This window comes from Tenacibaculum salmonis, from assembly GCF_041053065.1.
GTDB classification, from domain to species: domain Bacteria; phylum Bacteroidota; class Bacteroidia; order Flavobacteriales; family Flavobacteriaceae; genus Polaribacter; species Polaribacter pacificus_A.
Window position 1 is genome coordinate 237214 of record NZ_JBFCVV010000001.1, and the last position, 25328, is coordinate 262541.

General features: G+C 28.0%; 20 protein-coding genes. 13 read left to right on the forward strand and 7 right to left on the reverse strand.

Annotated elements, in window-relative coordinates:
• Positions 1–23: 23 nt before the first annotated feature.
• The 6 genes from AB0T67_RS01040 to AB0T67_RS01065 all read right to left on the reverse strand — a co-directional run bounded on the left by AB0T67_RS01040 (position 24) and on the right by AB0T67_RS01065 (position 7918).
• Complete coding sequence (locus tag AB0T67_RS01040; protein ID WP_369218764.1) at positions 24–1796, reverse strand: AMP-dependent synthetase/ligase; 1773 nt, start codon at positions 1794–1796, stop codon at positions 24–26.
• A gap of 275 nt (positions 1797–2071) precedes the next feature.
• Complete coding sequence (gene thrC, locus AB0T67_RS01045; RefSeq protein WP_369218765.1) at positions 2072–3358, reverse strand: threonine synthase; 1287 nt, start codon at positions 3356–3358, stop codon at positions 2072–2074.
• Positions 3359–3422: 64 nt separating this feature from the next.
• Positions 3423–4355: a homoserine kinase gene (locus tag AB0T67_RS01050; RefSeq protein ID WP_369218766.1), complete on the reverse strand. Its 933-nt coding sequence runs from the start codon at positions 4353–4355 to the stop codon at positions 3423–3425.
• 92 nt (positions 4356–4447) lie between these two features.
• A complete protein-coding gene (thrA, locus tag AB0T67_RS01055) occupies positions 4448–6889 on the reverse strand; it encodes a bifunctional aspartate kinase/homoserine dehydrogenase I (protein ID WP_369218767.1) in 2442 nt (813 codons plus the stop codon).
• Positions 6890–7171: 282 nt separating this feature from the next.
• Complete coding sequence (locus tag AB0T67_RS01060) at positions 7172–7552, reverse strand: YchJ family protein (protein ID WP_369218768.1); 381 nt, start codon at positions 7550–7552, stop codon at positions 7172–7174.
• 6 nt (positions 7553–7558) lie between these two features.
• Entirely contained in the window at positions 7559–7918 is a 360-nt protein-coding gene (locus AB0T67_RS01065) for a hypothetical protein (RefSeq protein ID WP_369218769.1), read from the reverse strand.
• Positions 7919–8181: 263 nt separating this feature from the next.
• Between AB0T67_RS01065 and AB0T67_RS01070 the strand changes: the two genes are divergently transcribed.
• From AB0T67_RS01070 to AB0T67_RS01090, 5 genes are all read left to right on the forward strand, one after another.
• A complete protein-coding gene (locus AB0T67_RS01070; RefSeq protein ID WP_369218770.1) occupies positions 8182–11034 on the forward strand; it encodes a TonB-dependent receptor in 2853 nt (950 codons plus the stop codon).
• A gap of 66 nt (positions 11035–11100) precedes the next feature.
• Positions 11101–12363 carry a DUF5690 family protein gene (locus AB0T67_RS01075; RefSeq protein ID WP_369218771.1) on the forward strand — a complete coding sequence of 421 codons (1263 nt, stop codon included), beginning with the start codon at positions 11101–11103 and terminating at the stop codon, positions 12361–12363.
• Complete coding sequence (locus AB0T67_RS01080; RefSeq protein ID WP_369218772.1) at positions 12353–13510, forward strand: TIGR03364 family FAD-dependent oxidoreductase; 1158 nt, start codon at positions 12353–12355, stop codon at positions 13508–13510. Before AB0T67_RS01075 ends, AB0T67_RS01080 begins: the two co-directional genes overlap by 11 nt.
• Before the next feature lie 18 nt (positions 13511–13528).
• Positions 13529–14212, forward strand: a complete 684-nt coding sequence (locus AB0T67_RS01085) for a phosphonatase-like hydrolase (protein ID WP_369218773.1) — start codon at positions 13529–13531, stop codon at positions 14210–14212.
• A gap of 159 nt (positions 14213–14371) precedes the next feature.
• Entirely contained in the window at positions 14372–16189 is a 1818-nt protein-coding gene (locus AB0T67_RS01090; protein WP_369218774.1) for a hemopexin repeat-containing protein, read from the forward strand.
• Positions 16190–16225: 36 nt separating this feature from the next.
• Here AB0T67_RS01090 and AB0T67_RS01095 read toward each other — a convergent pair whose 3' ends face one another.
• Positions 16226–16801 carry a helix-turn-helix domain-containing protein gene (locus AB0T67_RS01095; RefSeq protein WP_369218775.1) on the reverse strand — a complete coding sequence of 192 codons (576 nt, stop codon included), beginning with the start codon at positions 16799–16801 and terminating at the stop codon, positions 16226–16228.
• 179 nt (positions 16802–16980) lie between these two features.
• Between AB0T67_RS01095 and AB0T67_RS01100 the strand changes: the two genes are divergently transcribed.
• From AB0T67_RS01100 to AB0T67_RS01135, 8 genes are all read left to right on the forward strand, one after another.
• Entirely contained in the window at positions 16981–18780 is a 1800-nt protein-coding gene (locus AB0T67_RS01100; RefSeq protein WP_369218776.1) for a hypothetical protein, read from the forward strand.
• Between the two features lie 242 nt (positions 18781–19022).
• On the forward strand, positions 19023–19436 hold the full coding sequence (locus tag AB0T67_RS01105) for a response regulator (protein ID WP_369218777.1): 414 nt from the start codon (positions 19023–19025) through the stop codon (positions 19434–19436).
• Between the two features lie 6 nt (positions 19437–19442).
• On the forward strand, positions 19443–19982 hold the full coding sequence (locus tag AB0T67_RS01110; protein WP_271230076.1) for a heme NO-binding domain-containing protein: 540 nt from the start codon (positions 19443–19445) through the stop codon (positions 19980–19982).
• On the forward strand, positions 19982–22072 hold the full coding sequence (locus tag AB0T67_RS01115; RefSeq protein WP_369218778.1) for a PAS domain S-box protein: 2091 nt from the start codon (positions 19982–19984) through the stop codon (positions 22070–22072). Before AB0T67_RS01110 ends, AB0T67_RS01115 begins: the two co-directional genes overlap by 1 nt.
• A 3-nt stretch (positions 22073–22075) precedes the next feature.
• A complete protein-coding gene (locus AB0T67_RS01120; RefSeq protein ID WP_369218779.1) occupies positions 22076–23215 on the forward strand; it encodes an FIST signal transduction protein in 1140 nt (379 codons plus the stop codon).
• Complete coding sequence (locus tag AB0T67_RS01125) at positions 23215–24258, forward strand: sensor histidine kinase (RefSeq protein ID WP_369218780.1); 1044 nt, start codon at positions 23215–23217, stop codon at positions 24256–24258. Before AB0T67_RS01120 ends, AB0T67_RS01125 begins: the two co-directional genes overlap by 1 nt.
• 2 nt (positions 24259–24260) lie before the next feature.
• Positions 24261–24578: an Hpt domain-containing protein gene (locus AB0T67_RS01130; RefSeq protein WP_369218781.1), complete on the forward strand. Its 318-nt coding sequence runs from the start codon at positions 24261–24263 to the stop codon at positions 24576–24578.
• Positions 24579–24582: 4 nt separating this feature from the next.
• Positions 24583–25299, forward strand: a complete 717-nt coding sequence (locus tag AB0T67_RS01135; protein WP_271230071.1) for a LytR/AlgR family response regulator transcription factor — start codon at positions 24583–24585, stop codon at positions 25297–25299.
• Positions 25300–25328: the final 29 nt, after the last annotated feature.

A 25328-nucleotide genomic window follows, 5' to 3' on the forward strand; every position in this document is an offset into this window, starting at 1 on the left:
AAGATTTGTACGATAAAATTAAATTAACAGTTATAGATTTTGTCGTATAAATCTTTATAAATTTCTTTAATAATTTTACGTTTCATTTTCATGGTAGGAGTAAGGTGACCACCTTCTATAGACCATTCTTCGGATGTTAATTCAAACCTTTTAATAGTTTCCCATTTTCCAAAATTAGAATTACAAATAGCAACTTCTTCTTCAATACGGTCAATTACTTTTTGATTTTTTATTAACTCTTCATTTGTTTTTAAGGTAATTCCATGTCTAGAAGCCCATTCTCTAACAAAATCAAAATTAGGCTGAATAAAAGCAGCTGCCATTTTTTCGCCTTCACCAATTACCATAACCTGTTCTATAAAACGAGATTGTTTTAATTCTCCTTCTAATAATGGTGGAACAATATATTTACCACCAGATGTTTTAAACATTTCTTTTGTTCGTCCTGTAATTTTTAAGAAGCCATCTTTGTCTATTTCTCCTATATCACCTGTATAGAAATATCCATCTTTTAAAACTTCAGCAGTTTTTACAGGGTCTTTATAATAGCCTAACATTACATTATCACCTTTTACTAAAATTTCACCACTTTCAGCAAATTTTAATTCTAATCCGTCAAGTACTTTACCAACAGTACCTATTTTAAATCCGTTATTTCTAACGTCATTAACGGTAATAACAGGTGATGTTTCTGTCAGTCCATAACCTTCCATAACAGGCATTCCTGCAGCAGTAAAAACTCTTGTTAAACGTGGTTGTAAAGCAGCAGAACCAGAAACCATTAATTTTAATTCTCCTCCTAAAGCAGCTTGCCATTTCGAAAAAATTAATTTACGAGCAATGCTTAATTGTTTTTCGTACCACCATCCGTTTGCTCCGTATGGCTCATATTTAAGTCCTAAATCAATAGCCCAAAAGAATAATTTCTTTTTTATACCAGTTAAATCAGTTCCTTTTGCGTAAATTTTATCATAAATTTTTTCATATAAACGAGGAACAGCCGTCATTACATGAGGTTTTATTTCTTGAGCATTTTCACTTAGTTTTTGAATTGATTCTGCAAAATAAATAGAAATACCACAGTATTGATATAAATATAATATCATACGTTCAAAAACATGACATACAGGTAAAAAACTTAAACCACGTTCTTTACCATATAATAAAGGGACTCTTTTTTCACTAGTTAATACGTTAGAAACGATATTTTTATGAGAAAGCATTACTCCTTTAGGTCTTCCAGTAGTACCCGAAGTATAAATTAAGGTAGCTAAACAATCTGAAGTAACAGCATTTTTTCTGACTTCAACTTCATTTTGATTACTAGTATCTTTACCAAGTTCTAAAATTTCGTTCCAACTTTTTTCATTTTCAATATCTTCAAAAGTAAAAACAGCTTTTAATTTTGTATTACCTTTAATCTGATTTAATTTTTCTAAAATTGTTTTGTCAGAAACAAAACAATAAGTAGCTTCAGAATGATTTAAAACATACTCATAATCTTCCTTAGATATTGTTGGGTAAATAGGTACATTTTGTGCACCTGTTTGTAAAATACCGATGTCGCAAATATTCCATTCTGTACGGTTATTTGTTGAAATTATGGCAATCTTATCATTAGGTTGTACACCTAAACGTAGTAAACCTCTACTAATAGTATTTGCTTTATCAATATATTCTATTGTAGATATTGATTCCCAATGACCATTGTATTTGGTTGTAAAAGCTTTTTCTAAGTTATAAGCTTCTTGTTGATAATAAGGAAAATCAAAAAGACGTGTTATTTCAATCGACATAAGATTTTTTTTGTGGTATTGCAAATTAGGTAAAATAGATTGATTTTACAACTTTAATCTTATCTATTGATTTACTGTCTTTTATCTTTTTTAAGTGATAATTATTGTGTTTTTAGTACTTTTTTTGATATATTTTAAATGATATATTATCGAATAAGAGTTCGATTTTTATTTGCTAGAATATATATTAAAAAAGCCTCTACTGATTTTTAATATCAATAGAGGCTTATTAAGTTACAGTATTGTGCTTTTAGATTTTAATGTATAAAGTTTTTTTACGAATTTAAAAACTTCTTTAAATCATCATAAGTACTCATTTTAAAAGACTTTTTTTCTTTATTCATTACTGATTTAATTTGTTTAGGAATAGCTACTTTAACAGTTAAAGTTTCTTCTACAACATCTAAAAATTTAACAGGATGTGCAGTTTCTAAAAAGATACATAAAGCATCTTCATTTGTTTTTTGATATTCTTTCGCTCCTAAATAACCAACAGCTCCATGAGGGTCGGCAATATATCCACTATTTTTGTGGATTAATTTCATTGCTTCACGTGTTTCATCATCAGAAAAAGAATATGAAGAAAAAGTATTTTTTAACGCCTCAATATTGTTTGCAAATATTTCTTGAATACGGATAAAATTACTAGGATTTCCAACATCCATAGCATTTGAAATAGTCGCTTTTGATGGTTTTGGAGTGTAAACTCCGTCTTTTAAATAATTAGGAACAGTATCATTAATATTTGTTGAAGCAACAAAATGTTTAATAGGTAAACCTAATTTTTGAGCCATCATTCCTGCGCAAATATTACCAAAATTTCCACTTGGTACAGAAAATACAACGTCTTTTTGTTGCTTATAAACCTGCTTGTAAGCTAAGAAAAAATAAAACATTTGAGGTAACCAACGAGCAACGTTAATTGAATTTGCAGAGGTTAGTGTACGGCTAATTTCAGCATCTAAAAATGCCGTTTTTACCATGTCTTGACAATCATCAAAAACACCGTCAACCTCTAAAGCTGTAATGTTTTTTCCTAAAGTTGTCAATTGTTTTTCTTGTACATCACTTACTTTTCCGCTTGGATATAAAATTACAACATCTACACCTTTTACATCTAAAAATCCATCAGCAACAGCACCACCTGTATCACCAGAAGTAGCTACTAAAACGGTTAATTGGTCGTTATTATTTCTGTTGAAATACCCTAAACAACGTGCCATAAAACGAGCGCCTACATCTTTAAAAGCCATGGTAGGACCATGAAAAAGCTCTAAAGTTGCTACATTTTCTTCAACAGAAACTACAGGGAAATCAAAAGAAAGTGTTTCTTTAATGATATCTTGTAAAACATCCGTAGGAATTTCATCGCCAACAAATTGTTTGATAACTTCATAAGCAATTTCTTCCTTAGAATAGGTATCAATATTTTTGATGAAATCAGAAGAAAGAGGCGTTATGCTTTCAGGAAAATATAAACCTCTATCAGGAGCTAATCCGTTAACAACAGCATCTTGAAAACTAACGTTTGGCGATTTTTTATTAAGACTATAATAGTTCATTTTTATTTTTTTAATGTCATTTTAATCAAACAAAATTACTTTGTTTATTTACGATAACGTTATTTTATTTAGTTTCTAAAATTTTGATTCCTTCTGTATTTATTTTTGATGAAAATAATGTGAAATCAATATTTTTATCAGCATAAGCATTTTGTATGGCTTTGTGTACTTTTTTAACAGCATCATCACCTTTACATAAAGCAAAAATAGTAGGTCCAGAACCTGAAATTCCAGCACCTAAAGCACCTGCTTTAATGGCTTCACTTTTAACTAAATCAAAATGAGGAATTAAGTGTTTACGAGCAGGTTCAACAATTACATCAGTTAATGAATTACTGATTAATTGATAATCGTTTGTGTACAAGCCGCTTACTAATCCGCCAACATTAGCCCATTGAGTAACAGCATTTTTTAAAGACACATTATCAGGTAAAACTTCACGAGCATCTTTAGTTTTTACTTCAATTTGTGGATGTATAGCAACTAATTGTAATTCACTAGGTACAGGAAGTTTTATAATATCTAAAGGTTCATAACTTCGGATAAGGACAAAACCACCGTAAACTGCTGCTGAAACATTATCGGCAATTGGAGTACCGCAAGCCGCTTCTTCGCCTATCATAGAAAATTTTGTGATTTCTAATAAAGAAAAAGGCTTATTTAGTAGTTCGTTTACACCAAAAGCTGCACCTGCTGAACTTGCTGCGCTACTACCTAATCCGCTTCCTGGAGAAAATCCTTTATGCATGGTTATTTCAATACCAAAATCAACAGGATGTTTTGCTAACATTGCTAAAGCAACAACTCCTGCAGCATTTTTTGTTGGGTCAAAACTTAAACCATCAGCACCTGTAATTTCTGTAATTTTAACTCCTTTTTCTGTTGTTTTTGTAAACGTCATTTCATCACCCATTGTATCTACTGCTAATCCCATAGAGTCAAATCCGCAAGAAACATTAGCAACTGTTGCTGGAGCAAATATTTTTATATATTCCATTTTTTTGCAATTTAAATCAACTAAAAAACAATAATAATTATTTTTTAGTTGATGTTTATTTGTATGATTTTTTTATTCAGATAAAAATTATCTTAACGATTTCCTATGCGAATAACATCAGCAAAAAGACCAGAAGCAGTAACATCTGCACCAGCTCCAGCACCTTTTATTAATAAAGGATTTACAGGATATCTATTTGTAAAAAATAATACAATATTATCACTTCCTTCTAAATTGTAAAAAGGATGATCAGTAGGAATATGTTGTAAACCTACTTTAGCTTTACCATCAGCAAATTCAGCTACATATTTTAAACGACAGTTTTTATCGTTAGCTTCTTTAAATATGTTTTGAAAATGAGCCTCAAACTCTGTTAAACTAGCGTAAAAATCATCATTATTCGTTGTATTTAAACTTTTTTCAGGTAAGAAAGCATTATTATCAATATCAGATAATTCTAATTCATAACCACTTTCACGAGCTAATATTAATATTTTTCTAGCAACATCAACACCGCTTAAATCAATTTTAGGGTCTGGTTCTGTATATCCTTCTTTTTGAGCTTGAGCAACAACATCATGAAAAGTAGTATTTTCATTAAAGTTATTAAAAACAAAATTTAAACTCCCCGATAAAACTGCTTGTATTTTTTGAACTCTATCACCTGAAGCAATTAAATTTTTAAGTGTATCAATAACTGGTAAACCTGCACCAACATTGGTTTCAAATAAAAATGGTGCATTGTATTTTCTAGAAACATCTTTTAATATTTTGTAGTTTTCTAAGCTAGATGCACAGGCTATTTTATTACAAGTAACTACGGCAATACTATTGCGTAAATATTGTTCGTATGTTTCAGATACTTTCTGATTAGCAGTATTATCAACAAAAACAGCATTACGAAGGTTGTAATCTTTTGTTTTATTGAAAAAATCATCTAAAGTAGCAGGTTCTCCTTTACTTAATGCATCTTTCCAATTATTTAAATCGATACCATTGGTATCAAAAGTCATTTTTTTAGAGTTCGCAAGTCCAACAACACGAATACTCATTTTTAAATGTTCTTTTAAGTAGTCTTTTTGTTGATTTATTTGCGCTAAAAAACGCTCGCCAACATTACCAACACCTGTAACAAATAAATTAAGTTGTTTTACTTTTTCTTCAAAAAACTGTTCGTGTAAGGTGTTTAATCCTTTTTTAGCATCTTTACTATCTATCACTGCTGATATATTTTTTTGAGAAGCACCTTGTGCGATGGCTCTAATATTTACATTATTTTTTCCTAAAGCACTAAACATTTGTCCGCTTAAACCTTGATGATTTTTCATATTATCACCAACTAAAGCTAAAATAGCCAAACCTTGTTCTACAATTACAGGTTTTACTTTTTGACGCTCTATTTCAGTTTCAAAAGCATCATTAATAGCTTTTTCGGCTTTTTTAGCATCTTCATCATAAATTCCAACACAAATTGAATGTTCTGAAGAAGCTTGTGTAATTAATACAACACTAACATCTTTATTAGAAAGTGTTTCAAATAAACGTTTAGAAATACCAGATACACCAACCATTCCCGTACCTTCTAAAGTCAATAAAGTAATGTCTTCTATATGTGTTATTCCTTTTACTAAATTAGTGCTTTTTAAATCTTTAGCAATTAAAGTACCTACATGAGTTGGTTCGAAAGTGTTTTTAATTACAATCGGAATTTCTTTTTCTAATACTGGTTGAATAGTAGGAGGGTAGATAACTTTTGCTCCAAAATGTGAAAGTTCCATTGCTTCTTGATACGAAATTTCAGGAATTGGAAAAGCTTGTTTTACAACACTCGGATTTGCAGTAAACATTCCGCTAACATCTGTCCAAATTTGTAATTCGTTTGCCTGTAAAGCAGCGGCATAAATAGCAGCAGTATAATCAGAGCCACCTCTACCTAATGTTGTTGGTAGTCCGTTTTCTGTTTTGGCGATAAAACCTGGTAAAACCGTTACTTGATATGTATTTTGATTAAAATAATCTTGACAGTTTTTATTGGTAACGGCAAAATTTACTTGTGCTTTATCAAAAACATTAGAAGTAATAATAAGTTCTCTACTATCTTTAAAAGTAGCATTTATAGTATTTTTAGCAACTTCAGAAATTATATAAGATGATAAACGCTCACCAAAACCACTAATTGTAGCCATTGTTTTTGGCGTAACTTCACTTAGTAAAAAACAACCTTCAAGTAAGGTTTGTAATTGATTAAATAAGGTATTTACTTTTTCTTGAACTTCTGATTGTGCTTCTTTAGGAACTAAATCTGAAATTACTTCTGCATGATGTTCTGCTACTTCTTTAAAAAGAGCGGTATAATTTACATCATTATTAGCAGCCTTATTTGCTGAAGCTATTAATTTATTGGTGGTTTTGCCAAAAGCAGAAACAACAACAGTTATTTTTTCTTTAGCAGCAGCATTTGCTACTATTTGAACTACTTTACTTATTGTTTCACTATTAGCTACGGATGAACCTCCGAATTTTAAAATTTTCATCTTAAAGGTATAAAAAAAATTAATTATATAAATTTTGGGTGTTATTTATCTGTATTTCAATTATTGAAAAAATAAATAGGTGCGAAAGTGATATGTATATAATTAACCCCTAAAGGGTAATAATGCTAATAGTAATAATAATTGTAGAAATAATTAAGCCAACAGAATTTATCGTAGGAGCTACGATAGGTAAAGAAGTGATATTTTTTCTGTTGTTTAACACTAGGCCAAATGTAAACTTTTTTTTTAATAATCAATCTTTTTTATCGAAATAAATAATTATTATTTTAAATATACCCAATTATTATCCTCTTTACAGAAAGAAGAATTCTCTTTAATGGTGTCAATTTTATCATTTTCTTTAAAAAAGGCTTCGAACGTTACATTTCCTGTAATATCATTAATGCTACCTTTGTTTGTATTGATGATTTCTAATTTTATCCATTCTACAGATTTTGTCCATTGAAGAATTTCATTGTTTTCTTGTTTAGAAGGGCGAGTGCTTGAATGATGACTTTTCTGTAAATAATCAACATTAGCTAATGCAAAAGCACTATAACGAGAGCGCATTAATTGTTCGGCTGTTAAAACACTTTGAATGTTTTTATGTGCTTTTTCACAACAATCAGTATAGTTTTTGGTTGGGGTACAAGGACATTTCATATTTTATTAATTTAAGAGATTATTATTTGTATCAATTCTAAAACAACGTTCTTTTCCTAAAAATAGTGGGTTTCCATGTTTTTCAGACCAAAATCCATCTAAAATATCTTTAGAAATACATCTGTAAACGACAACTCCCTTATAAGTATTGTTATCTTCTCCTTTATAGTTAAAATTGATAACTAATATATTATCATTAAAAAAACCAGTTCCAACTTGCTCTTGTTGATTATTGATTAACCATTTAGCAATTATTCGATTATTAATATCAAGTTTTAAAGAAAGTACTCCTTTATAAGAATGTTCTTCGGTATCTTGATTATTACCAATTATAGTATACTTACCAACTAAGTCTTGTATTATCATTATTGTATTAAAAGTGTAAAATTAGTATAGTTTATGTAGCGTACAAAAGTACGAACTAATTATATGATTATTTAATAGGCGTAACTTTATGTAAAAAAGTAAATATTAGAATTGTTAATTTAAATAATATAATTACTTAATTAACAATTATCTAACATTAAAATATCTTTTTGTAAAAGTTTTCTTAACATCTAAAAGTTTACAAATAGTAAAAAAATAACGTGATTTGCATCAGATAATTTAACTATTGTAAAACTAAACAAATGAATAAATTTAAACTTTTATTAAGTACACTAGTAGTTCTTTTTATAAGTAATGCTATTTTTTCACAAGAAGCTAACGTTTCAGGAATTGTAACTGATGGTAATTTTCCGTTACCTGGAGCAAGTGTTTCGGTAGCAGAAACTACAAAAGGAGTCTATACAGATTTTGATGGAAATTTTGTGATAAATAAAATGAAAAATGGTACCATAAAATTAGAAATTTCTTATATAGGTTTTCAAACAAAAATAGTAGATGTTTCTATTGTTGGTAGTGCTAGTAAAAATATAGGTGTAGTAGCATTGTTACCTTCTTCAAATGCACTAGAAGAAGTTGTCGTTAATGGAGGCGCAAGAAGAAATAGTGAAGCGAAAGCTTTGAGTATTCAAAAAAAATCAATGAGTATTATGAGTGTAATTGCTTCTGATGGTATTGGTAAATTACCAGATCGTAATGCAGCGGAAACAGTACAACGTATTCAAGGTTTATCTATTGAAAGAGATCAAGGTGAAGGACGTTTTGTATCGGTAAGAGGATTGCCTCCGTTTTGGACATCAACAACTATTAACGGAAATAGACTTCCAACAGCCGAAGAAGAAACGACTTCACGTGCAACGGCTTTTGATTTTTTTCCATCGGAATTAATTTCATATGTACAAGCAGCAAAAGCGTACACGCCTGATATGGAATCAGACGGTATTGGTGGCGGTGTAAATTTTATCACACAAACAGCTCCAACCAAAAAACTTTTAAATGTAAATATTGGTGGAGGTTTTAATGAAAAATCTGGTGAACCAATTTATAATGCTTCTTTAACTATTGGTAATAAAAGTAAAGACGGGAAATTCGGATATATGGTTAATGGTTCTTACTGGAATAGAAGTTGGGGTACTGATAATTTTGAAGCACGTAGAAAAGGAGACGAAGGTGTTTTTAGAATGGAGTTAAGAGATTATAATGGGGTAAGAATTACCATGGGATTAAATGCAGCGATGGAATATAATTTTACACCCGCTCATAAAATGTATTTTAGAGGAGTTTATGGAACATTATCGGATACTGAAGAACATTATAAACATAGAATTCGTTTTGATAAATTCGATTCAGGAACAAGCACTACAAGAGTAGAATTACAAAATATACATAACGAATTAATTACAGAGCTTTTTGGAAAAGAAATAGGAGGAAGACATCTTGTTGAAAACGGAAAATTCGATTGGAGTATTGCTTCTTATGCTAATGAATTTAAATACGGAAACACGCCAACAGCTCAAGATAAAAGTTATTTTGTTGTAAAGTTTAAACAAGATGGTGTTGGTATCAATGCTGATTATTTAGATAACAGACCAAAAGATGCTGGTGGTGCTGGTGACGATAGAGCTTATTGGAAAGCCGATGGCGGTAAGTTAGATTATAATGATACCGATGCTTTATTTGGATTTTTTAGCGATTCTAAATTTAAAATGGATGCAACTAAAATGAAGTTTTCAGATTTAGAATTATATAAAATATCAATAAAAGAAAGAGATAATATAGCAGCTTCATTAAATTATGAACATACGATTAACGATAACTTCAAAATTAAAGTAGGTACTAAATATAGAGATAAAGATCGTAGAGCAACTTTTGAAGACCTATACTACGGATGGAATGGTGTAGGAGAAACTCCAATGTTATCAGATTCTTCTCAATATATTATTGAACAACCAGGTAGAGCGGATTATTTAAATGAAATGGGTTCTAATATTCAATCAACTTTTGGACCTGTTTTATCTACCGAAGGAATGAATAATTTTTGGGCATCAAACAAAGAAAATTTAAGTGTTTTAGAAGATGATTCATCAGCTTTACAATATAATAGTGGATTAGGAAGAAATTTTGATGTTGATGAAACTCATTTATCATTTTATGGTATGGGAACTTTAAAAGCTTCTGAAAAGTGGACTATTTTAGGAGGATTAAGAGCTACAAAAACGGAAACAAAAGTATCAGGATATGTTGTTGAAAATGATGCTTTGAAAAAATCAATAAAGACTAAAAAATATTGGGCGGTATTGCCAATGTTACATGTTAAATATTCTCCTAAAAGAGATTTAAATATCCGTTTTGCAGCAACAAGAAGTTTCTCAAGACCTAATTTTGGAGATATTTCTCCATCAGGAACTTTTATTTCTTTTGATAATGAATTTAAAGGAGGTAATCCTGATTTAAATCCAACATTTTCATGGAATTTTGATTTATTAGGAGAATATTACTTTCAAAATGTAGGTGTTGTAAATGCAGGTGTTTTTTATAAATCGATTACAGATATTATTTATAATGATACTTATCAAGGAACTTATAACGGAAAAGAAGGTGTTGAATTTACGACCCCTGTAAACGGTGGAGGAGCATCATGGATTGGTGGTTTAGAATTAGGAATTAATAGACGTTTTGATTTCTTACCAGGATTTTTAAAATACTTTGGAACACAATTAAACGCTACGTTTATGGATTCTGAAATGACAAAAGCAAGTGGAAGAAAAGTAGGAATGGCTTATCAAGCAGGTAGTTTATTTAATGCACAGTTATTTTTTGAAAAAGGTGGATTTAATACTCGAGTAGCTTTTAATCATAAAGGAAAATATGCTATTGCTTACGGAGAAAGAGATATTGATGATGTGTATTACGGAAAATATAATACGTTAGATTTTTCAGCATCTTATCAAATAGGAAAAAAATGGACAATATATACCGATTTCAATAATATTTTAAATAATCCCCTTATATATCATTACGGTAAAAGCCAAGACCGCCCGAAACAAGTAGAATACTACGGTGTTAAAGGAAACATTGGTGTTAAATTCACTTTATAGTGGTTTTTAAATACAGTCATAAAGCCCTCAATAATTGAGGGCTAATGATGTTAAAAAAAAGAACTTATGCGTTTACGTTTTTTATTACAAGCTTCTATTGCTGCATTCGGTACTTATTTTTGTATGTATGCTTTTAGAAAACCTTTTACAGTAGCAACATTTGAAAACTTAGCTTTTTGGGGCGTTGATTATAAAATTTTATTAATCGTAGCTCAAGTGGTTGGGTATACATTATCAAAATTTGTAGGTATAAAAGTAATTTCAGAAATGAAATCACACAAAAGAATGCTTTATTTAGTTGGTTTTATTTTTTCGGCAGAATTAGCATTGTTAGGTTTTGCTGTTGTTCCAGCACCTTATAATATTCTCTTTTTATTTTTAAACGGACTACCATTAGGAATGATTTGGGGAATTGTATTTTCTTATCTAGAAGGAAGAAAAGCTACCGAATTATTAGGAGTAATTTTATCATCTAGTTTTATAGTTTCCTCAGGAGCTGTTAAAACAATAGGTAAAATGGTGTTAGATAAATTTCAGTTTGATGAATATTGGATGCCATTTATTACAGGGTTATTTTTTATACTTCCATTGCTGTTTTTTGCGTGGTTATTAGAAAAATTACCACCACCAACAACAGAAGATAAACTATTAAGAGCCGTAAGAAAGCCGTTAAATAAACAAGAAAGAAAGCAGTTATTTAAAAAATATGCATTGCCTTTAACGTTTATCGTTTTCTTCTTTATGTTATTAACATCAATTAGAGATTTTAGAGACAATTTTGCCAGGGAAATATGGGATTCTTTAGGTTATACAGATGCTTCTATTTATAGTATTTCTGAAATACCAATAGCAATTATTGTATTGATTGTTTTAGGGATGATAGGTAGTATCACTAAAAATTATAAAGCCTTTATGTATTATCATTATGTGTTGATTATTGGGTGTGTTTCAATTTTAGTATCAACATATTTATATCAACAAGAAATTATTACACCATTAGTTTGGATGGTAGTTTCAGGAATAGGATTATACAGTTGTTACGTACCTTTTAACGGAATTTTCTTTGATAGAATGATTGCAACTTTTAAAATTAATGGAAACGTAGGTTTCTTAATTTACATTGCCGATGCCTTCGGATATTTAGGAAGCATTCTGATTCTTTTGTATAAGAATTTTGGAAAAGGAGATATTTCTTGGCTTTCATTTTTTACACAAGCATTATATTTTTTAGCATTTATAGGATTAGCAATAACAATTTATAGTTTTCATTTTTTTAAGAATAAATATAAGAAACCAGTACAATTAAAAGAATTAGTATATGAACAATAAGTATGATTTAATCGTTGTTGGAGGTGGAGTTTTAGGAACTTTTCACGCTTATCACGCAGCAAAAAAAGGATTATCAGTAGCTATTTTAGAAAGAGATAATAAGCCACAAGGAGCAACAGTTCGTAATTTTGGACAAGTAGTGCCTTCGGGAATGAATCAAAAATGGCAAAATTACGGAAGAGAAAGTTTAGCTATTTATAAAGATATTCAAAATCAGTTTGATGTTACAATTCGTCAAAATGGTACGGTTTATTTAGCTTCTAATGATGAAGAAGTTCAGTTAATTGAAGAATTACATCAGATTAATAAAAACAATAATTATACTTCAAATTTATTAACGAAAGCACAATGTTTAGATAAATATGCAGGATTACGTGCAGATTATTGTAAAGCAGGCTTATTTTTTCCAGAAGAAGTAACCGTAGAGCCAAAAATGATGATTCATCGTTTACACTCTTTTTTATCCGCAGAAAAAAATATTGATATTTATTATAATACTACTGTAATTAATACAGAAGAAATAAATAATGAAGTGGTGGTAACATCTTCAATCGATGCGGTATTTAAAGCTTCAAAAGTTATTATTTGTAATGGAGTTGATTTTAAAACCTTGTATCCAGCAATTTATAATAATAGCGATTTGGTGGTTTCTAAATTACAAATGATGCAAACCAAACCGCAAAAAAATTACAGATTAGATGGTTCGATTTTAACAGGTTCTACAATCCGTAGGTATGAGTCTTTTGAAGAATGTGCGTCTTGGAATCAAATTAAAGCAAAAGAAGACCCTGATAGTTTTCAGAAAAAATATGGTGTTCATATTTTATTTAAACAAGCTACAGATGGTTCGATAATTTTAGGAGATTCTCATGAATATGCTACTGCAAAAAATAGCGATGATTTAGGTTTCGACTTAAATGAAGATATTGATAATTTTATGATTAACGAGGCTAAAAAAATAATAGACTTACCAACTTACGATATTCAATATAAATGGGCAGGTTTTTACAGTCAATGTAAAGAAAAAGATATTTTTGAATATGCTGTAAGTGATAATGTGCATGTTGTAACGGGTATTGGTGGAAAAGGAATGACAGGAAGTGCTGGGTTTTCAAAAGAAAATATCAATAAAATATTTAATAATTAATACATAATAATGATGATGATGAGCGAAACAAAGAGAGAAATAGAAATGGTTGTTTTTGATATGGCAGGAACAACAGTGGATGAACAAAATGTAGTATATAAAACATTGCATAAAGCAATTGTAGCGGCTAATGTTGAGGTGTCTTTGGAAACGGTTTTAGAATATGGAGCAGGAAAGGAAAAACATAAAGCAATTAAAGATGTTTTAATACATTTAAATTCTGATAAATTAAAAGATTCTCAAACTATTTTTGATAATTTTAAAAAATTATTAGCAGTGGCGTATGGCGTTTTAGAAGTAAAACCGATAAAAGGAGTTGAAAAGGTGTTGCTAAATTTACGATCGGAAGGAATTAAAGTTGTTTTAAACACAGGATATGATAGAAAAACAGCGACTTTATTATTAGATAAATTACAGTGGGATGAAAAAATACATTATGATGCGTTAATTACAGCAAGTGATGTTGTAAACGGTCGTCCACACCCAGATATGATATTTCAAGCTATGGAATTATTCGGAATTACCGATGCATCAAAAGTTTTAAAAGCAGGTGATTCTGCTATTGATATTGAAGAAGGGAAAAATGCAGGGTGCGGAATTACAGTAGGTGTTTTATCAGGCGCACAAACCAAAGAACAATTAGAAAAAGAAAAACCGACCTATGTTTTAGAATCATTAAATTTTATAAACGATATTCTTTAACTATTTCTTTATTAATATATTGTAAATTAATTATTTATTAAATGTATGTTTAATGTTACTTAGATTATATTAGAGTTAATACGTAGTTTTTATTTTTTTTAAAGTTTACAAATAGTATAAATTTACACAGTTAAATTAACTATTAGTAAACTTTTTTTTATGAAAACAAATTATTTATTTAAGTTGACAATTTTAATTTTTACACTATCAATATATAGTTGTGAAGAAAGTAGTTTAGAAAATATTGATTCTAAACAAAAAAAGTCAAGTAAAAAAACAGCCTCAAAATCAGGGTTAAAAAAGAAAGTATTATTGGTCGGTTTTGATGGATTACAGTTTGACAAAATTTCAGAAACGTCAACACCAAATTTAGATAAATTAAATATTGTAAAAGCATATACTGGAGGTATAGAGGGGAGTTTTTCAGAACAAAAAACAAAAAGCGGTCCTGGTTGGACAACAATTCTAACAGGTGTTTGGGCAAATAAACATCAAGTAAAAGACAATAGCACATCAAACATATCGAAAGTAAAAGGTGTTTTTGAATTGATTAAAGAATCAAATTCAAGTTTAAAAACAGCAAGTATTGTTACTTGGGGACCAATTCATGATTTTTTTAGAGATAAATTAAATTTTTTAGATTATCATTCTAAAAGTGGTGGAGATGAAAATAGTGTTACAAATGCTATAGAGGCAATTAACACTAAAGAATCAGATTTTGTTTTTGTTCATTTAGATGATATTGATGGAGTAGGGCATTCAGTAGGTTTTGGAAATTCTTATAATAAAGCAATTACAAAAGCAGATGAACAGTTTGGTAAAATTGTATCAGAGATTGAAAAAAGAACGAATGAAGATTGGTTAATTATGGTGGTAACCGATCATGGACGTGCTATAGGTGGTTATGGACACGGAGGGCAATCTCTTCAAGAGAAAACTATTTTTGTAGGAATGAATAAGATAGGAAATGAAGAGTTTACTTCAGTTGTTTCAACAATTCCTAATAAAAATTTTAATAGTATTTATGGGAACGTTGCACAAACAGCTATAGTACCTTCTGTATTAACGCATTTAGGAGTTTCAATAAAAAAAGAATGGCAATTAAATAGTACATCATTAGTCGGAAATGTAGGAGCTAGAAAAGTAATGATGCAAAATACTAATACTATTTATTGGGAATCAAATTTATCTAATAATGTAGATATTTACAGAAACAATGTTTTTTTAAATTCAGTACCAGCACAACAAGGTTTTTTTGTTGATAATGAATCAGAAGGAATTGTTAATTATACTTTGTTATTGAATGGTCAAACTGCATCAGTAGTCTCAAGTAATTCAAAAATTATAGCAGGTTTAGATTGGAATGATAACTTAAATAACATAGCTTATTTTTTTAAAAGCGATAATAAATATGTTCGTTATAATAAAGTGTTAGACAAATCTTATTCAGGATATCCTAAAGAAACAAGTAACAGTTCTTGGGCTGGTTTAGGAGAGTATAAAAATTTAATTAGCGCCGCTTTTAAATGGCATAATAATAAAGCTTATTTTTTCCTAAAAGATGGAAGGTATTTGCGTTATGACATGAATGTTGATGCTGTAGATGCTGGTTATCCTGTTTCAATAACAAATAGTAATTGGCCAGGATTAGCGTCTTATAAAAATAAAATAGTAGCGGCTTTAAACTGGGATGATAATAATGCATATTTCTTTTTAAATGATGGAACTTACATTAAATACAGTATCAGTAATGATAAAATTATTGCAGGATATCCAAAAGAAATTACAAATACTAACTGGTCTGGTTTATTATCTTACAAAACAAAAATAACAGCAGCTGTAGATTGGAATTCAATATATTGTTACTTCTTTTTAAGTGATAATACTTATATTAAGTATAGTAAAATAAGTAATAAAGTTGTTTCTGGTTATCCAAAATTAATAAATGATACTACTTGGCCTAGTTTAAATAATTAACTTTTTATTTTGTTAACAGGTAGTATTTAAAAAATGTTACCTGTTTTCAGAATAAAAGTATAAAACAAGCATTATACAATTTTCATTAAATTTATTCATAGGAACATGTGGTTTTCTACCATCAAAATATAAAGAATCACCTTCAGAAACTATTACTTCATCATCATTGATTAAGTAAGTACACTTTCCACTAATAATATATTTAAACTCCCAAGCATCGGTAACTACTTTTTCCCTTTTAGAATTTGGTTTTATATTTAAAATAACAGCTTCAAAACCCATAGCAGATACACTTTTACTAAAAATATGATTGTAAGTAAAACCTTCAGCTTCAACTTCTTTTTCAATTAATTGCTGTTGCTCTTTTGTTATATGAATATAATTACTTGCTTGTGAATTTTCAATATCTTTAAAAAAAGCACTTGCATCAATTTTTAAGGCACTTATTAATTCCAATAAAACAGGTAATGAAGGAATGGTTCTTCCGTTTTCTATTCTAGAAATTAAGCCATTAGATACTCCTGCATTTGAAGCAACTTCGCTAATAGTTAATTTTTGTTCTTTTCTGATGATTTTGATACGTTTACCAATTCCAATTAAAAAATTACTCATGCTTTTTTATTTGCTAAAATAAGGTTTTTTGTAATGTTATAAATTCTTATCTCTTTTTTAACAAAAAATAAGAATTTAAAAAGGTGTTTTAGTTACAGTAATCATATGATATTTATCATAGAATAAAATAACAATTGCTAGTAGCTTGCGTACTTTATAATGACTATAATACTTAAATTATGTTAAAAACACATTCATTTCATATTCCTGTTATGGGAATTGGATTTACTATAGATTCTCCATTAAAGGTTTCAAGATTTGGAATAGATTCGGTTATTTCATTAGTAGATGACATTTTATTAGAAAAAATACGAAAGATGTATGCTTTGAAATTTAAAATGCCATATGATGAAATTACAGAAAAAATGGAAGATTTTAGAGCAAAAAGAGTAACGTCTTATTTGAACTTAATGAAAACACTTTCTGAAGATAAATTTGAAGAATTTAAAAAGAATATTACCCAAACAAAACAAGATATTACTGATTTTTTTGAAGAACTTCCTGATTCATCATCGTTAAAGCAAGAATTTAAGAACTTAACAGCAACTAGTTTTGATCTTAAAAATACGACAACTTGGTTAAAAGAAAATTTATCAATGGGGCAGATTGATGTAAATATCATGACCAAAGTTGATAAAGATAATTACATAAAAAACGAAAAATTACCTATTGAATATAATGACGCACACGCAGCATTAAGAGGTTTTGCAAATAGCGATGTAAATTCATCTGTGGTATTTTCAGCAGGAATGAATCCACGATTATATGCCTATTTAGAAAAATTTAAAGGTTTTTATCCTGATGAAAATGGGCATATCAACAAGAAAATTATTTTAAAAGTAAGTGATTATCGTTCTGCTTTAATTCAAGGTAAATTTTTAGCGAAAAAAGGAATTTGGGTTTCAGAATATCGAATAGAATCAGGTTTAAATTGTGGAGGACACGCTTTTGCTACCGATGGATATTTATTAGGACCAGTTTTAGAAGAATTCAAAAATAAAAGAGAAGAGTTACAAGAATCAATTCAAAGCTTACTTTTTTCTGCTTTAGAAAAAAAGGAATATGTAGTTCCGAAAATAAATTTACAATTTAAAATTTCGGCACAAGGTGGTGTTGGTACTGCTGATGAACATCAATTTTTATTAGATTATTATAAAGTTGATTCGGTAGGTTGGGGAACGCCTTTTTTATTAGTTCCTGAAGCCACAACAGTTGATACCGAAACTTTAAATAAGTTAATTTCAGCCAAAGAAAAGGATGTTTATTTAAGTGATATTTCTCCTTTAGGAGTTCCGTTTCATAATTTAAAAGGAAATACAAAAGATTTAGAAAAACAATCTTTTATAGATAAAGGAAGACCAGGAAGTGCTTGCCCTAAAAAATTTATAGGTTTAAATAAAGAGTTTACTGAAAAAGGAATTTGTACAGCATCAAGACAATTTCAGCATTTAAAAATAAAACAACTCGATGGTGAAGTATTATCAAAAGAAGCCTATGATATTAAATATCAAAAAATAATAGCAAAAAGTTGTACCTGTGTTGGATTGGGAACTTCCGCTTTATTAGCTTATGATTTAGATACTAAAACCGAAGGAACAGGTGTTTCTGTTTGCCCAGGACCAAATATTGCTTATTTTTCTAAAAAGATGCGTTTAAATGAACTTACAAAAGCTATTTATGGTGAATCAGAAAATATAACCAGTGCAGATAGACCTAATTTATTTATTAAAGAATTAAGTATTTATATCGATTATTTAAAAAATAAATTAGAAGAAACAACTATTGACGCAACTCCAAAAGAAATAAAATATTTAAAAATATTTGCTAGTAATTTAAAAGAAGGTTTAGCTTATTATCAACAATTATTTAGTAATCAATATAAAAAGGCTATTGAAAATTCACCTACTGTTTTATCAGATTTAGAAAGAAGTTCTAAAACTCTAAATAGATTAAATATAGCTATAGAAAAATTAAGTTAGTCAACTTACTTATTTTTTTGAAAACTCCTGTATCATTTTAATTTAAAATGATACAGGAGTTTTTTGTGATAAAAAAAATATAAAAAAATTTAGCTTGTAATTTAATTTTGTTGTTATTTCCATTCGTCTAAATCTAAATACCATTCAACGGTATAAAATATGTGATAAACAAATTATAAGTCGTGATTTTTTTTTTTAGACTAAATTTATTCCAGATAACAATAAATAATAATAAATATATTTTGAAGAAAAAATTAAACATTTTATTAATTGAAGATAATATTATCGAAATAATGAAAATGAAGCGAACTGTTTCATTTTTAGAATTGCAACATAATATTACAGAAGCAAAGGATGCTGAAATAGCTCTTGAAATTTTACAAGAAAAAACTAATTTTCCTGATTTAATTTTATTAGATTTAAACATGCCAAAAATTAGTGGTATAGAGTTTTTATCAATCTTAAAAAATAATAACGATTTAAAACATATACCAACGGTTATTTTAACAACTTCGGATAACCAAAAAGATATGGAAGAGTGTTATGAAATAGGTGTTTCAGGTTATATTTTAAAACCTTTAAAATATGAGGATTATGTTAAGAAAATTGAAATAGTTTTATCTTATTGGAGTATAAATGAATTAAAAAAATATTAAAAAAATATGAAAGGAATTGTTTTTACAGAGTTTTTAGATTTAGTAGAAGAAAAATTCGGATTAGAAGTTGTTGATAAAATTATAACTCAATCAGATTTAGAGTCTGAAGGAGTATATACAGCAATTGGAACTTATCGTTTTTCTGAAATGCTACAACTATTAGAGCATTTAAGTAATCACACCTCACTTTCTATTGATGATTTATTATTAGTATATGCTGAACACTTTTTTGGTGTTATCAAAAAAAGTTATCCAGGACTTTTAGAAACTTATAAAGATCCTATTGAAATGTTAGCTTCTATTGAAAATCATATTCATGTTGAAGTTCAAAAAATATATCCTGAAGCAGAATTACCAACATTTATTATAGAAAATAGAACAGATAAATCACTTATAATGATTTATAAATCGAGTAGAGCAATGCATCATTTTGGGCTTGGTTTAATGAATAAAACATTTGAGTATTTTAATTCAAGTGCAACAATTATTTTAGAAAAAATAAAAGAAGATGGTACAGAGGTGAAATTTATTATTAATCAAAATTAATGAGTCAGAACCGAATAGATATATTAGAACGTGCTTTAAAAAGACAGAAAGCAGCAAGGAAAATTGCAGAGAAAATATTAGAAGATAAATCAAGAGAATTATATTTAATATATGAAGAATTAAAAGAAACAAATACAAAACTTGAAGAATCATTAAAAGAAAAATCATCCGAATTAAAAGGTGTTTTTCAAAATATTAATGACTCTTATTTAATAATGGATTTATCAGGAAATGTTCTTAAAATGAATGATTCAGCGATAGATTTTTTGGGGTATGATATATCAAAAGATAAATTAAATGTAAAAAATTTAATTTATCCTGAAGATTCAGATTATTCTTTTAAATCTTTTTATATATTATATAAAACAGGTTCGTTTTCAAATTATGTTGCCAGAATTTTAACTAAAAAGAATGAAGTTAAATGGGTTCAAATAAATGCAACTTTAATTTACGACAAAAATAATAAAAAAATCGCTGCTCAAGGAATAATTAGAGATATAACAGAAACAAAAAGAACTACAGAGTTAATTAGTGAACAAAAAAAAGAGTTAGATGTTATTATAGAAAACTCATCATTAGGAATAGCTCTTATACAACAAGGCGAATTTATAAAAACAAATAGTGTTTTTCAGAATTTTCTTGGTTACTCTGAAGATGAATTTTTAGAATTAACAATTAAAGATATTTCTTTTAAAGAAGATTTCCAATTATCTAAAAAATACTTAGATAAAATGGATAGTGGTGCTATTGATAATTTTGTATTAGATAGAAGATATAAACGTAAAAATGGCTCTATTTTATGGGTAAAAGCAAATGTTAATGCGGTAAGAGATACTTTTGGAGCAATTAAATATCAAGTTGTACTTGTTGAAGATGTTACATTAAAACGAGAAAGAACATTAATTATTGATATGATTAATGATTTAGCTAAATCAATTTTAGGAAAAGATAATATTTATGAAATAGCTTGGGAAGTAACTCAAAAAATAGCGAAATATTTAGGTTCTAAAGACTGTGTAATTTATTTAGTAAATCATAAAAATAACACCTTAGAACAAATTGCATCAAATTTTTTAAAGTTAGATAAAAAAAGAATAAAGAAAAATATTATACCTATTGGTGAAGGAATTGCAGGTAATGTAGCTAAATTTGGTAAAGCTGTCATTGTAAATGATACTTCTAAAGATAGTAGGTATATTATAGAAGGAGAAAGACGTTTTTCTGAAATATCTGTACCAATAATAAGTGAAGGTAAAGTTATTGGTGTTATCGATTCTGAACATATAGATAAAAATCACTACAGAAAAGAACATTTACATACTTTAGAAAATATTGCAAGTTTGGTTTCTATGCAGCTAAAAAGTGCTATAAATATAAGATTTAGAAAGAAAACAGAAGTTAAAAATAAGCAACTTTTAAGTCAGTTAGAAAAAAGTAATGATGAGTTAAATGAATATGCACATATTGTGTCTCATGATTTAAAATCTCCACTAAGAAGTATTGATGCTTTAGTTTCTTGGGTAAAAACAGATAATGAAGGTAGATTAGATGAAGTTACTTTAGCCAATTTTAAGCTAATAGAAGAAACTTTACAAACGATGGAGGATTTGATTTCTAGTGTTTTAGAGTATTCTAGTTCAGGGACAGAAACGAATGATAAAGTAAAAGTAGATTTAAATTTAATTATTGACAGTTTAAAGAAAACATTATTTATACCTGATAATATTTGTATTCGAGTAGTTAAAAAATTACCAATAGTAAATGGTGATACTACAAAGTTTAAACAACTGTTTCAGAATTTAATTAGTAATGCTATAAAATTTAATAATAAAGATAAAGGGCTAATTGAAATAGATTTTATCGAAAAAACATTTTTATATCAATTTTCGGTAAAAGATAACGGTATTGGAATAGCTGAACAATTTCATGATAAAATATTTAAAATTTTTCAATCACTTAATAAAAGACCCGATTCTACTGGTATTGGGCTTTCTATTGTTAAAAAAATTGTAAATTTATATGAAGGAACTATTTGGCTAGAAAGTGAGCCAGAATTAGGGACTACTTTTTATTTCACTATTAAAAAATAATAAATGAAAACAGTTCAATTACAAAAAAATATAGATACAAATTGGCAGTATTTAGGTGATAAATTAGCTTTAAAAAAGCCGTTAGTATTGGTATTTGGTAACAGGTTATTATTAGAAGATAAAGATATTTATAATGAAATAAGAGATATATTTAAAGATGGACATATTATTTTTGGTTCAACATCCGGAGATATTACTTCTAAAACAGTAGATGATCAAAGTGTTACAGTTACTGCAATTGAATTTGAAAGAAGTAATTATGTAATTAAAACTACAAATGTTTTTAATTCAGAAACTGAAATAGATAGTTTTAAAATAGGTGAAAAATTAATAAATCAATTTACTAAAGAAGGTTTAAAATATCTTTTTATACTTTCCGAAGGGAGTTTTATAAATGGAAGTCAGTTAACAAAAGGTATGAATACTGCTACACAGGATAATTTATTAATTACTGGCGCTTTGTGTGGTGATGCAGCAAGATTTGAAAAAACAATAGCATCTTATAATGAAAATCCTAAGTCAGGAGAAATTATTGCAGTCGGTTTGTATGGTGAGTCTTTAGAAGTTTCTTCTGCTATTAAAGGTGGTTGGACACCTTTTGGCCCTGAAAGAATTGTAACAAAATCAAAAGGAAATATTTTATATGAGTTAGATAAAAAACCAGCATTAGATTTATACAAAAAATATTTAGGTGATAAATCAAAAGAATTACCAGCTGCAGCTTTATTATATCCACTAAAAGTGAAGTCTACAAATGATAAACAATCTATTGTTAGAACCATTTTAAATATTAATGAATCTGATAATTCAATGATTTTAGCTGGTGATATTTTAGAAAACTCTAAAGTACAGTTAATGATGACCAATGTAGATAATATTGTTAACGCAGCTGAATTAGCAGCTATAAACGCTAGTGAGTCAAGAAGAAACAAACCAGAATTGGCAATTTTAGTTAGTTGTATTGGACGTAAATTAGTTTTAGATCAAAGAGTAGAAGAGGAGCTAGAGGAAGTTGTAGCAACTATTGGAAATAAAGTTACCGTTTGTGGATTGTATTCTTATGGTGAAATAGCGCCATTTAATGGAGAAAATGATTGTCAATTACACAACCAAACGATGACAATAACGCTAATAAGCGAATAATGAATTCACTTTTAAAAAGACAAATTAGAAAATATTTACCTGAAAATTTACAAACTAATAAAGAATTAGAATCTTTTTTAGATGCAATTGATAGGTCGTATACCACGGCAGATAATCAATTTTTAATGTTACAACGAGCTACAATGATTAGCTCTGAAGAGCTTTTTGATGCTAGTGAAAAGTTAAAAGAAGAAACAAATTCTCAAAGAAATGTTATTGATAAACTTAAAGGAGTTATTAATACACTTAAATTTTATGATTTAGAACAAGGTAGTTCTATTGAAAATTCAGATTCGTTAAAATTAGTTGATTTAATCGATAATCAAACTAAAGAGATTATAAAAATAAATCAACAAAAAGATTTTTTATTAAAAAGTTTAGAGCAACAAAATCAAGAGTTAAATAATTATACTCATATGATTTCTCATGATTTAAAAACACCTTTACAAAGTGTAGAAGCTTTGTCTGTTTGGCTTTCAGATGATTATGGTGATGTTTTAGGGGTTGAAGGAAAAGAAAGAATTGAATTGATAAGAGATAATATTCAAAAAATTGATACTTTAGTTAGAGCAATTCATAAGTATGCTACTATTGAAAAAATAGAAAAAAAACAATGTAACTTAGATATTGATAATTTACTTAAAACAGTTTTTAGTGAACTTGATTTTTCTGAAAACATCAATATTAATATACCAGAAAAACTCCCAATTATAAAGGGAGATAAAAATTTATTAGAACAATTATTTTTAAATTTGATAGAAAATGCTGTTAAATTTAATAATAAAGAAGATAAGAAAATAGAAATAGGTTTTTCTGAACAAGATAGTTTTTGGCAGTTTTATGTAAAAGATAACGGAAACGGAATAGAAGAAAAATACTTTGATAAAATTTTTATTGCTTTTTTAAAATTAGAAAATGATTATAAATCGGCTGGTATAGGTTTAGCTATTGTTAAAAAAATTATACAAGTCTATAATGGAAAAATATGGATAGTATCTCAATTAAATATGGGGTCTACTTTTTACTTTACAATTAAAAAATAACTATGGAAAAACCTAATTTAGAATATGTAGATAAGTTAGCAAGAGGAGATGAATCTATACGAAAAACACTTATAGATGTTATAAAAACAGAATTTCCTGAAGAAAAAAAAGACTACTATGATAGCCTTAAAAAAAAAGAATATAAAAAAATTGAAAAAAATGTTCATAGAATTAAACATAAAATTAGTATTTTAGGTCTTGAAAAAAGTTATAAAATAGCTAATGAATTTGAACATAATCTAAGAGAGCTTAAGTTAGATAAAGTTGAAGATTTTGATGAAATTTTAATAGTTATTTCAGAGTACTTGAAAACTATTTAAAACTATGAATTATATAATTGTTGATGACGAAACCACTGCAAGAGTTATTGTTAAATCTCTTTGTAAGCAAGTAGGGTCTTTAAATATATTGGGTGAATTTTCAAATGCAATGCAAGCAATAAAATTCTTAAATTCAAATGAAGTTGATCTTATTTTTTTAGACCTTCATATGCCTGATTTTGATGGGTTAGATTTTATAAAAACACTTAAAAATGCTCCAAAAATAATTTTAACAACTTCAGATCCTAATTTTGCAATTGAAGCTTTTGAATACAGTTTTATTGTTGATTATTTATTAAAACCAATTGAATTAAATCGATTTAAAAAAGCAATACTTAAAGCTCAAAATTATCAATTAAAAAATGAATCAGTAACTACCTCAAATAAAGTAGAGCTAGAGTCAGATTATAGTAATGATTTTTACATTAATATTGATAGACGCCTTATAAAAATAGATTTGCCAAGTATTTATTTAGTTGAAGCAAAAGGAGACTATATTAATATAAAAACAGAAGATAAAAATTATGTAGTTCATTCTACTTTAAAAAAAATAGAAGAAAAATTACCAGAATCATTATTTCTTAAAGTACACCGTTCATATATTATTAATCTTAAAAAAATTATCGATATTGAAGATAATAGTGTGTTAATAAAAAGAGATGTAATTCCTGTTAGTAGGTCTAAACGACCAGAGTTAATGAAGCGATTAAATTTATTATAAAATTTAATCGATAGTTTTTTGTATTTCGT

Bases quoted from the DNA above. Each gene is read 5' to 3' on its own strand.
- AB0T67_RS01040 (WP_369218764.1), bottom strand. From the start codon at position 1,796: ATGTCGATTGAAATAACACGTCTTTTTGATTTTCCTTATTATCAACAA.
- AB0T67_RS01125 (WP_369218780.1), top strand. From the start codon at position 23,215: ATGAATTCACTTTTAAAAAGACAAATTAGAAAATATTTACCTGAAAAT.
- AB0T67_RS01090 (WP_369218774.1), top strand. From the start codon at position 14,372: ATGAAAACAAATTATTTATTTAAGTTGACAATTTTAATTTTTACACTA.
- AB0T67_RS01135 (WP_271230071.1), top strand. From the start codon at position 24,583: ATGAATTATATAATTGTTGATGACGAAACCACTGCAAGAGTTATTGTT.
- AB0T67_RS01050 (WP_369218766.1), bottom strand. From the start codon at position 4,355: ATGGAATATATAAAAATATTTGCTCCAGCAACAGTTGCTAATGTTTCT.
- thrC (WP_369218765.1), bottom strand. From the start codon at position 3,358: ATGAACTATTATAGTCTTAATAAAAAATCGCCAAACGTTAGTTTTCAA.
- AB0T67_RS01110 (WP_271230076.1), top strand. From the start codon at position 19,443: ATGAAAGGAATTGTTTTTACAGAGTTTTTAGATTTAGTAGAAGAAAAA.
- AB0T67_RS01080 (WP_369218772.1), top strand. From the start codon at position 12,353: ATGAACAATAAGTATGATTTAATCGTTGTTGGAGGTGGAGTTTTAGGA.
- AB0T67_RS01130 (WP_369218781.1), top strand. From the start codon at position 24,261: ATGGAAAAACCTAATTTAGAATATGTAGATAAGTTAGCAAGAGGAGAT.
- AB0T67_RS01115 (WP_369218778.1), top strand. From the start codon at position 19,982: ATGAGTCAGAACCGAATAGATATATTAGAACGTGCTTTAAAAAGACAG.
- AB0T67_RS01120 (WP_369218779.1), top strand. From the start codon at position 22,076: ATGAAAACAGTTCAATTACAAAAAAATATAGATACAAATTGGCAGTAT.
- thrA (WP_369218767.1), bottom strand. From the start codon at position 6,889: ATGAAAATTTTAAAATTCGGAGGTTCATCCGTAGCTAATAGTGAAACA.
- AB0T67_RS01095 (WP_369218775.1), bottom strand. From the start codon at position 16,801: ATGAGTAATTTTTTAATTGGAATTGGTAAACGTATCAAAATCATCAGA.
- AB0T67_RS01070 (WP_369218770.1), top strand. From the start codon at position 8,182: ATGAATAAATTTAAACTTTTATTAAGTACACTAGTAGTTCTTTTTATA.
- AB0T67_RS01060 (WP_369218768.1), bottom strand. From the start codon at position 7,552: ATGAAATGTCCTTGTACCCCAACCAAAAACTATACTGATTGTTGTGAA.
- AB0T67_RS01100 (WP_369218776.1), top strand. From the start codon at position 16,981: ATGTTAAAAACACATTCATTTCATATTCCTGTTATGGGAATTGGATTT.
- AB0T67_RS01075 (WP_369218771.1), top strand. From the start codon at position 11,101: ATGCGTTTACGTTTTTTATTACAAGCTTCTATTGCTGCATTCGGTACT.
- AB0T67_RS01085 (WP_369218773.1), top strand. From the start codon at position 13,529: ATGAGCGAAACAAAGAGAGAAATAGAAATGGTTGTTTTTGATATGGCA.
- AB0T67_RS01065 (WP_369218769.1), bottom strand. From the start codon at position 7,918: ATGATAATACAAGACTTAGTTGGTAAGTATACTATAATTGGTAATAAT.